Origin of the sequence: Roseovarius sp. BRH_c41 (genome assembly GCF_000961715.1) — a bacterium.
Classification (GTDB): Bacteria; Pseudomonadota; Alphaproteobacteria; order Rhodobacterales; family Rhodobacteraceae; genus Roseovarius.
On record NZ_LADY01000007.1, the window covers coordinates 21,330 to 30,164 of the forward strand.

Consider the following 8,835-nt stretch of genomic DNA (forward strand, 5'->3'; position numbering starts at 1 on the left):
TACGACCCGCCCCGGCTGGACACCGGCGGCTCCAACACGCGGAGATTTTTTATGATGGCGGGCAAATTTCGGGATGATCGGGCCACCGACCTTTTCGGGAACCCCGTCAGAGAGCGTCTGGGCGCGCGTGGCAGGCCACCTTTGCAGATCGCCCCGCAAGACCGGGATATGGTGGAGGCCGCGTTGGCGCGTGGCTGGGGAAGCCAGCGTATTGCAGATGCGGTTGGGATCTCCCTTGCATCTCTCAAGCGATATTTTAGAGCCGCGCTTCTGGAGCGTGACAAGATGCGTGATCGGCTGGAGTTGGCCGCGAATGCTCGCCTGATCCGGGCGGCCATTGAGGATGGCAACATGACCGCGATGAAGCAGCTGCGCGAGATGCTGGACCGCGATGGTCTAACGCGGCAAAAGGTGGTGCTGGAGGCCCAGCAGAAAGAAGCCCAAGACGCCGGGATCGGCATGGGCAAGAAGGAAGCCGCGCAGCGTGCGGCGGAAGAGGCGGCAACGTCTGACGGGTGGGACGATCTTCTCGGGCCGAGTCGGCTAAACTGAGATCATGAACGCACCAGTTCGTCGGCAGCTCTGGGACACCTCGCTGCCCGATTGGGATATCCGGATTCAGACCGGCCAAAGTCTGATTCCTGAGTTGCCATTGTTCGATGCTTCGGCGGATCGGGCACTGGCGATCTTCAAGCGGTTACGGGTTCCTGACCTGATCGGCATGCCGACCTATGGTGAGGTTTGTGAGAAGTGGGTGTTCGATCTGGTGCGGGCGATCTTCGGATCGCTCGACCCGGTGACCAAACGGCGGGCGCTGCGGGAATTCTTCCTGTTGATCCCAAAGAAGAACGGCAAGTCATCCATCGCGGCCGCGATCATCGTGGTGGCCTGTCTGGTGAATGAGCGGCCAGAGGCGGAGCTGCTGTTGATCGCGCCGACGATGACAATTGCAAAGATCGCGTTCAAGCAAGCGTGGGGTATCATCCGGGCTGATGAAACGCTCGACAAGCTCTTTCACATTCGTGAGCACCTGCGCACGATCACGCACCGGCTGAGCAAGGCGGAGATCGCCATCAAGGCTGCTGACAGTGACGTGATCACAGGGGGCAAAGCGACCTACACGCTGATTGACGAGACCCACGAGTTCGCGCGCAAGAGCCGGGCCGAGGCGGTCTTTGTCGAGTTGCGCGGCGCTTTGGCATCGAGGCCGGATGGCTTTTTGATGCAGATCACGACGCAATCTAAGAGCGCGCCATCGGGTGTGTTCAAGAAGGAACTGGAGCGCGCCCGCGCGGTGCGGGACGGTCGCTTGAAACTGCCGAACCTGCCGGTGCTGTATGAGCTGCCGCCCGCGATGGTGAAGCAATGGCAAGACCCCAAGACGTGGGGAATGGTCAATCCGAACCTTGGCCGGTCGGTCGATCCTGACTTTCTGACCGATCAACTTGTCCAGGCAAAAGAGGATGGCGCGCAATCGCTTGCTCTCTTGGCATCGCAGCACTTCAACGTCGAGATCGGCGTGGGGCTCGGAGGCGACTGGCAGGCGGCGCGGCATTGGGCCGGGGCTTCGGGGATTCTGACCTTCGAGGATCTGATGCGGCGTAGCGAGGTGATTGTTGCCGGCATCGACGGTGGTGGCCTCGATGACCTGTTCGGTCTTGGCCTCTTGGGCCGGGATCGTGAGACCAAGGATTGGCTGGCGTGGTTCCATGCCTGGGCGCATCCCGAGGTTCTGGAGGTGCGCAAGGAGATCGCCCCGCGGCTGATGGATTTTGCCGAAGCCGGGGATCTGACGATCCTCGACCCGGATCAGCCGACGCAGGACATCGAAGAGGTGGCCGCGCTGATCAAAGCGGTGGCGGATGCGGGCTTGTTGCCAGAGCGGGATGCTATTGGCGTCGACCCCTACGGAATTTCGGCAATGCTCGATGAGCTGGTGCTCAACGGGATCACTGACGATCAGATCGTTGCGATCCGGCAAGGCCCTGCCTTGTCGCCTGCGATCTGGGGGATCGAGCGCAAGCTCAAGAACGGAACATATCGGCACGGCGGCCAGCCCATGATGGACTGGTGTCTCGGCAATGCCAAAACGGAAACGCGAGGTTCGGCAGTGATGATCACGAAGTTCACGGCAGGGCGCGCGAAGATCGACCCGCTGATCGCGGGGCTGAACTCCTATCAGCTCATGTCGCGCAATCCGGTGGCAGCCGGTTCGGCGGCGTTTGAATACACGGGGATGTAGAGATGGGCCTGTTCAACATCTTCAAGTCCAGTGCTATCGCTGTGCCCGCCGCCGCACGCTCTGAACCGCCGATTTCGGCGGCTTCCGACGTCCAGAGTGAAAGCCAGTGGCGCACCTTTGCGGTCGAGGGTCGTGCGTCACGCGCCGGGGTGCGGGTCAATGAGACCAGCGCGCTTTCAATTCCAGCAACGCTCGCTGCCTTGCGCATTCTGACCGGCACGTTTGCCATGACGCCGGTGCATTACTACGAGCGAAGCGAATCCGGAAGGCTGAACCAAGATACTTTGCCAGAGGCCCAACTTTTCCGGGCCAGCCCGAACAGCCATCAAACGCCTTTCGCGTTCCTTGAGTTGATGTTGGCGGATATGCTGCTGACCGGAGACTTCTACGCCTATGTCAGTCGAAACGCGCGGGGTGAGCCAGTCGCTCTGACGCGGCTTAAGCCGGGCGCGGTGACGATCGCGGATTACTTCGACCGCGAGGTCGGGACCGTTTTGTTCTACGATGCCACATTGCCCGATGGGTCGAGTGGTCGTTTTGCCAAGCGTGACATCATGCATGTGCCCGGATTCAGCCGAGATGGCATTCACGGCCTTGATCCGGTGAAGTATGCGCGAGAGGCGCTCGGTGCGTCGATTGCCACGTCGAACCACGCGGCGAAATTCTGGGGCAAGGGTGGCAGACCGTCCACCGTTCTGCAAACCAAGGCCAAGGTTAACCATGACGACAAGGCGCGCATTCGTCAGGACTGGCAGTCGCTCTACAGCGGGCCAGAGGGCGATCAGGTTGCGGTGCTGGATCAGGAACTGACAGCGCAATTCCTGACTCATGACATGAAGTCGAGCCAGTTTTTGGAAACACGCCAGTTTCAGGTTGTTGATCTGGCCCGAATCTGGGGTGTTCCGCCGCACCTGATCTTTGATCTGAGCAAAGCGACGTTCTCGAACATCGAGCAGCAGTCTCTTGAGTTCGTCATCTATCACATGGGGCCGCATTATCAGCGCGTGTCGCAGGCGCTGACCATGCTCTTTGGGCGCGCCGGGCATTATTTCGAGCATCTGACAGACGCCTTGGTCAAGGGCGATCTGAAAAGCCGAATGGAGGCCTACTGGCTGCAGCGCCAGATGGGCATGGCCAATGCCAACGAACTGCGGGCCAAGGAAAATCAGCCGAACATCGACGGCGCGGCGGGCAAAGAATACTGGCGCCCGTCCAACATGGCGCTCGCGGGAACGCCCGCAGCGAACCAAGGAGAGACATCGTGAAACAGGAACTTTCAGCGGTCATTTCCGCTATCCGGTCACAGCCGTGGGCAATCTTGCCGGACTATCTCGCAGCCATTGAAGCCATCGCGCTGCGCGCTTTCGACTCGGATGTTCTTGAGCGCCTGGCAAAGGACGGCCATGCGATGCAGGTGCAGCACAGCTTGGAGGCGGTTGCCGCTCTCGGGACGCGCCTCGACGGTTCTGAGATGAGCATGGTCCGAAACGGTGTTGCCGTGGTGCCACTGGTCGGGGCCATCTATCCCCGGTCCAACATGGTCAGCGCATCCTCGGGCGGCACGTCGCTGGACACGGTCATGCGTGACATGCGCGTGGCTTGGGCGTCGTCGGATGTCGAGCGGATCGTGATGCTGATCGACAGTCCCGGTGGCGTTGTTTCTGGCCTCGGTGAAGCTGCGGAAATGCTGCGCGCTGGCCCCAAGCCAATGACGAGCTTTGTCACGGGCATGGCGGCATCGGCGGCCTACTGGCTTGGTTCGCAAGCTGGAGACATGGTTCTCGATCGGGCGGCGTCTGTCGGATCAATCGGCGTTGTCGCCTCAATGAGCCGCCAAGAGGCAGTCGATGCTGATGGCCGGCGCTCTTATGAAATTGTGTCAAGCGGTGCCCCGTTCAAACGTCCGGACCCGTCCACCGAAGAGGGGCGGGCGTCAATTCTGCGCGATGTCGATGCGATCGAGGGTGTGTTCGTGGGCGACGTGGCCGCAGGGCGACGTGTTCCGGAGGGCGTCGTGCGCGAGCAATTCGGCAAGGGCGCGATGGTCTTTGCCGGGGAGGCCGTGCGTGTTGGCATGGCAGATCGTATCGGAACGCTTGAGGGCGTTCTGTCACAGGGTTCCGGGTCAAACCGGACAAAAGTCGTAGGGGGTCGCTCGCGGGCCTCTGCGGAGATTGAAACGCGGCGGCGTGCCGCACAATAGGAGCTGACCATGGATAAGATCCTGGAGCTGAAGGCCCGCCGCGCGGGTATTATCGACAAGATGGAGGCGCTTGTTGCCTCTGTCCCGGATGGTGAGGATTGGACAGCCGATCAATCGACCGCATTTGAAGCCCTCAAGGCCGAAGATGACAAGGTCGCTGGTGAGTTGGCCCGCCTTGAGGATGTTGAGCGTCGTCGTGCGCAGGCTGCGCGCCCTGCCGCTCCGCTTCCCGGATCGAACCCGGCCCCGGCTGCGGGCGTTCCTGCTGTCCCTGCAGAGAAGGGCCTGACCTTTGCTCGCATGGTTCGCACCATCGCGGCGGCAGGCGGCAATCACTACGTCGCACAGCAGATCGCCGAGGCCAATGGCGACAGCGGTCTGTTCGCAGGCCAGCAAATGGGGCAGGGGGCACTTGGTGGTTTCCTTGTTCCCGAGGATGTGTCGACCGAGGTCATCGAGTTGTTGCGCCCGGCCAGCGTCGTGACCGCCATGGGGCCGCGCATCGTGCCGATGCCCAATGGCAACATGACCACCAACCGCCGCGCGTCTGGCGCCAACTTTGCCTATGGCGGCGAGACTGACGATGCCCCGGCGACTGGCTACACCTACGGCCAAGTCAAGCTGTCGGCCAAAAAGCTGCGCGGGATTATCCCGATTTCCAACGATCTGCTGCGCTCGGCCTCGACCGCAGTCGACCGGATGGTTCGGGATGACGCGGTTGCGGACGCGGCACAGATTCAGGATCGTTTCTTCCTGCGCGGCAATGGCACTGAATACTCTCCGAAGGGTCTGCGCTATCAGTTGGTTGGCACGAGCTTTGCGGCAACCAACATCCTGAACATGACCGCCGCGCCGGATCTGCAAAAGGTCGACAATGATTTGGGCCGGATGGAGCTGGCACTCGGGAATGCCAACGTGCCCTATACCGGCGCGCACTGGATTGGATCGCCGCGCACCGCGATGTATCTGACCAACCTGCGCGACGGCAATGGCAACAAGGTCTATCCCGAGATGGCGGATGGCATGCTGCGTGGCAAGCCGTTCCACCAGACCACCGAGATCCCCGACAATCTTGGCGGTGGGACCGAGTCCGAGCTGATGCTGGTTCACCCGGCGCATATTCTGATCGGCGAACACATGGGCATCGAGGTCGCAATGTCGACCGAGGCGGCCTACAAAGACAGTGCTGGGACCATGCAGGCTGCGTTCAGCCGTGATGAAACGCTGATGCGGATGATCATGCAGCACGACATTGGCGCACGCCACTTGCCTGCCATCGCGGTGATGACCGGCCTGACCTGGGCACCCTGATCCCAAAACCCTGATCTGATCTGAGATCAACCGGCAGGCCGGTCCCACTGGCCTGTCTTTTCCCTGCAATCATGGAGGTCTGACATGACCACTCAAAATCGCAGCATCGGCGACCTGATCACGGTTCGCCGCGCCGCTGCCAATACCGCCGCGACCGCAGCCGGGACCGGCGATAACACCGCCGTGACGGGTGTGATCATTGATCGCAACGCCATCGGCAACCCGCAATCCGCCGTTCTGGCGATCCCGTTCACCGCAACGCTTGCCGCTGCCGCGACCCTGTCGATCGCGTACACCGTCCAGGAGGGTCAGGAGGATGACCTTGGGGACGCCGAGACGTTGCAATCCGCAGCCTCTGCGGTGGTTGCCACCGGCCCTTCGGGAGGCGGCACCGTCACTGGCACCTTTGAGGTCAACGTGCCCCTCATGGGTGCAGGCCGCTATGTGCGCGCAAACTTCACCCCTGATCTGAGCGCAGGAGGCATCGACACTGCGGCGCTCTCCGCTGTGCTTGTGTTCGGTGGCGCAGATCGTCTGCCGGTCTGATGCGGCGCGTCAAGTTCACCCGGGTTTATCGTATGTATCAACCCGGAGAGACTGCGGCTTTCAGCGATAGCGAAGCTGCATCTCTGATCCCCGGCTTTGGCTATGACGCCGATGGTCCGTCGCCGGTTGAGGCACAGGCCAAGGCGGACGCTGAGGCAGAGGCGAAGGCCAAGGCGGATGCCGAAGCGAAGGCCAAGGCGGATGCTGAAGCGGCAGAGGCGCAGGCCAAAGCGGACGCTGAAGCGGCAGAGGCGCAGGCCAAAGCGGACGCTGAAGCGGCAGAGGCGAAGGCCAAGGCGGATGCCGACGCGCAGGCCAAGGCAGCGAAGACGAAAGGCTAAACCATGCGGCTGACACTGATCACGGCGCCTACCAATGACCCGGTCGATCTCGCGTCAGCCAAACAGCATTGCCGCGTTGATCACGATGACGATGATGTTCTGATCTCTTCGCTGATCACAGCGGCAGCGCAGTATCTTGACCGCCCGTCCGGTATTCTTGGCCGGGCGGTCATGTCTCAGGTTTGGAGGTTGGAGTTGACGGGCTGGCCCGAAAACCTGGCTTTGCCGGTCGAGCCTGTCGCCTCTGTTGTGGTGACTTATACCGACGCCAATGGTGCGGAGCAGACTCTTGACGCATCGGCCTACACCTTGTCGGCTTGGCCGTCATATGCAACCGAGTGGCGCTTTGTCCGGGATGCGGTCCGACCTGTGCTGCATGACTCTCCCTATCCGGTGAAATTCACCATCACAGCCGGTTATGCAAACGCCGCAGCTGTGCCGCAGCCTCTCAAAACTGCGATGCTGATGCTGGTGGCCCACTGGTATCGGACCCGTGAGACGGTTGTCATGGGGGGCGTGAACGAAACGCCCATGGCCTTCGATGCGCTTATCGCGCCTTATCGGAGGCTGGTGTAATGTCGGGGGCGGGTGAGCTTTCAGAGCGTTTCGCGTTCGACAGCCCGACCACCGCGCCGGATGGCTCTGGCGGCAATGAGGCAGGCTGGGCGGAGCAATTCAGCCGTGCGGCACAGGTGATCTACTCGCGGGGTAATGAGAGCGTCGAGGCGGCGCGCTTGGCCGGGCGCTCGATCTACAAGGTGAAGCTGCGCAGCGACAGTGGCACGCGGACCATCACGACCGACTGGCGGGCCCGGGATGTGCGGCGCAACGTGGTCTACAACATCCGCGAGGCTGATGCGATCACCGACCGGGCTTGGGTGTATTTGGTGGTTGAGAGTGGGGTGGCGGTATGAGCGTTTCGCGCGAACTGCAAACCGCGATTTTAAACGCTCTTGTGGCCGATGCTGGCGTTGGGGCCTTGGTGGGTGATCGTATCTATGACGGCATGCCTTCCAATGGGCAATATCCCTGCATCACCGTCGGGCCAACGGACAGCTTCAATGAGGATCTGGCTTGCGTCGATGCACGCACTGAAACTGTGCAGCTCGATGTGTGGTCGCGCGATCAGGGCCGGATGGGGCCGTGCAAGGATATTTGCGATGCGGTCAAGGACGCGCTGCATCTGGCCGACATCACGCTGACGCAGCATGCCTTGATCCGCATTCGGACAGGCGGCATCCGGGTTTTCCGCGATGCGGATGGTATCACGGCGCATGGCGTGGTGACGGTCGAAGCCGATCTGGAAGAGATCAATGGTTGATGGCCTCGCCAAGTTCGAGGCGCGCTGGAAAAGGATACCGAAGAACGCCACGATAAACGTGCGCGCCGCTATGGAAGACATGGCAAACGATATCGTCGAGGAAATGTGGTCGCGTGCCCCGCAGGGCTTCACAGGGAATCTCGGTGCCTCAATCGGCTGGACTTGGGGGGATGCTCCGGCTGGCAGCTTCGTGATCGGCACAGTGGGTGGGCGTGAGTTCGCCACTATGCGGATCACGATTTTCGCGGGTGGCGGGCGCGGCACGGATCGCGATGCGTTCTATGCCCGGTTTCACGAGTTTGGGACAGTGAAAATGCCCGCAAATCCGTTCTTTTTCCCCGTGTGGCGCGCGCGGCGCAAGCGGGTGAAGGGGCGGATTTCGCGGGCGATCAGCAAGGCGATCCGAGAGAGTTAGCGGCAGATAGTCGTTTCCATGATGCTTGTCATGGTTTCGGAATTTTGCGCGACAGCGGCAGCTAAATCGTCGCTCGATTGACGGAGCATGTCGCGCACCGGGTCCGAAATACCCTCAGCTTCAGAGTGAATCAATAGACCTACCTGCACGACCAGAACGGCAATAGCCAGCTTGGCCGAAGCCTCTCTTTGCCCAAGGTAATCGAGGCAGGGATTTGTCGCAGATAGCGCGGGCGCTGTGCTCAACATCAGGGCGATCACTGCAATTCGAAACATAGGGTGCTCCATGAAAATCAGGGTCATTCAGGATGCGCATCATCGCATCAGTTCCGGGCTTTCACAATCGTTCAAGGCTGGAACAGAGGTATCCGTTCCGCAGGCGACCGCAGAGGTGCTTGTGGCGCGGGGCGTTGCCGAGGTGATCGGCGGCAAGAAACCGTCAAACGCAAAGGAGTAA

13 protein-coding genes are annotated in these 8,835 nt (G+C 61.2%); 12 read left to right on the top strand and 1 reads right to left on the bottom strand.

Annotated elements, in window-relative coordinates:
- Positions 1–54: 54 nt before the first annotated feature.
- The 11 genes from VR71_RS02125 (at position 55) to VR71_RS02175 (ending at position 8,379) form a co-directional block, all read left to right on the top strand.
- Positions 55–552 carry a hypothetical protein gene (locus VR71_RS02125; RefSeq protein WP_045681031.1) on the top strand — a complete coding sequence of 166 codons (498 nt, stop codon included), beginning with the start codon at positions 55–57 and terminating at the stop codon, positions 550–552.
- A 4-nt stretch (positions 553–556) separates the two neighbouring features.
- A complete protein-coding gene (locus VR71_RS02130; protein WP_045680781.1) occupies positions 557–2,242 on the top strand; it encodes a terminase large subunit in 1,686 nt (561 codons plus the stop codon).
- 2 nt (positions 2,243–2,244) lie between these two features.
- A complete protein-coding gene (locus VR71_RS02135) occupies positions 2,245–3,507 on the top strand; it encodes a phage portal protein (RefSeq protein WP_045680782.1) in 1,263 nt (420 codons plus the stop codon).
- A complete protein-coding gene (locus VR71_RS02140; protein WP_045680784.1) occupies positions 3,504–4,445 on the top strand; it encodes a S49 family peptidase in 942 nt (313 codons plus the stop codon). Before VR71_RS02135 ends, VR71_RS02140 begins: the two co-directional genes overlap by 4 nt.
- Before the next feature lie 9 nt (positions 4,446–4,454).
- On the top strand, positions 4,455–5,756 hold the full coding sequence (locus VR71_RS02145) for a phage major capsid protein (protein ID WP_045680786.1): 1,302 nt from the start codon (positions 4,455–4,457) through the stop codon (positions 5,754–5,756).
- Positions 5,757–5,840: 84 nt separating this feature from the next.
- Complete coding sequence (locus tag VR71_RS02150) at positions 5,841–6,302, top strand: hypothetical protein (RefSeq protein ID WP_045680788.1); 462 nt, start codon at positions 5,841–5,843, stop codon at positions 6,300–6,302.
- 32 nt (positions 6,303–6,334) lie between these two features.
- Positions 6,335–6,643, top strand: a complete 309-nt coding sequence (locus VR71_RS02155; protein WP_296429710.1) for a hypothetical protein — start codon at positions 6,335–6,337, stop codon at positions 6,641–6,643.
- Positions 6,644–6,646: 3 nt separating this feature from the next.
- Positions 6,647–7,219 (top strand): head-tail connector protein, encoded by a 573-nt coding sequence (locus tag VR71_RS02160; RefSeq protein ID WP_045680793.1) that lies wholly within the window; start codon positions 6,647–6,649, stop codon positions 7,217–7,219.
- Positions 7,219–7,557 (top strand): head-tail adaptor protein, encoded by a 339-nt coding sequence (locus VR71_RS02165; RefSeq protein WP_045680795.1) that lies wholly within the window; start codon positions 7,219–7,221, stop codon positions 7,555–7,557. Before VR71_RS02160 ends, VR71_RS02165 begins: the two co-directional genes overlap by 1 nt.
- Complete coding sequence (locus VR71_RS02170) at positions 7,554–7,964, top strand: DUF3168 domain-containing protein (protein ID WP_045680797.1); 411 nt, start codon at positions 7,554–7,556, stop codon at positions 7,962–7,964. Before VR71_RS02165 ends, VR71_RS02170 begins: the two co-directional genes overlap by 4 nt.
- The gene (locus VR71_RS02175) at positions 7,957–8,379 is read left to right on the top strand and encodes an HK97-gp10 family putative phage morphogenesis protein (protein ID WP_045680799.1); all 423 of its coding nucleotides are present in this window, start codon (positions 7,957–7,959) and stop codon (positions 8,377–8,379) included. The genes VR71_RS02170 and VR71_RS02175 overlap by 8 nt, the downstream gene beginning before the upstream one ends.
- On the opposite strand, the gene VR71_RS02180 is transcribed toward VR71_RS02175, so the two are convergent.
- Positions 8,376–8,654: a hypothetical protein gene (locus VR71_RS02180; protein WP_296429712.1), complete on the bottom strand. Its 279-nt coding sequence runs from the start codon at positions 8,652–8,654 to the stop codon at positions 8,376–8,378. The genes VR71_RS02175 and VR71_RS02180 overlap by 4 nt on opposite strands.
- A 10-nt stretch (positions 8,655–8,664) precedes the next feature.
- On the opposite strand from VR71_RS02180, the gene VR71_RS24510 reads away from it, so the two are divergent.
- The gene (locus VR71_RS24510) at positions 8,665–8,835 is read left to right on the top strand and encodes a hypothetical protein (protein ID WP_296429714.1); all 171 of its coding nucleotides are present in this window, start codon (positions 8,665–8,667) and stop codon (positions 8,833–8,835) included.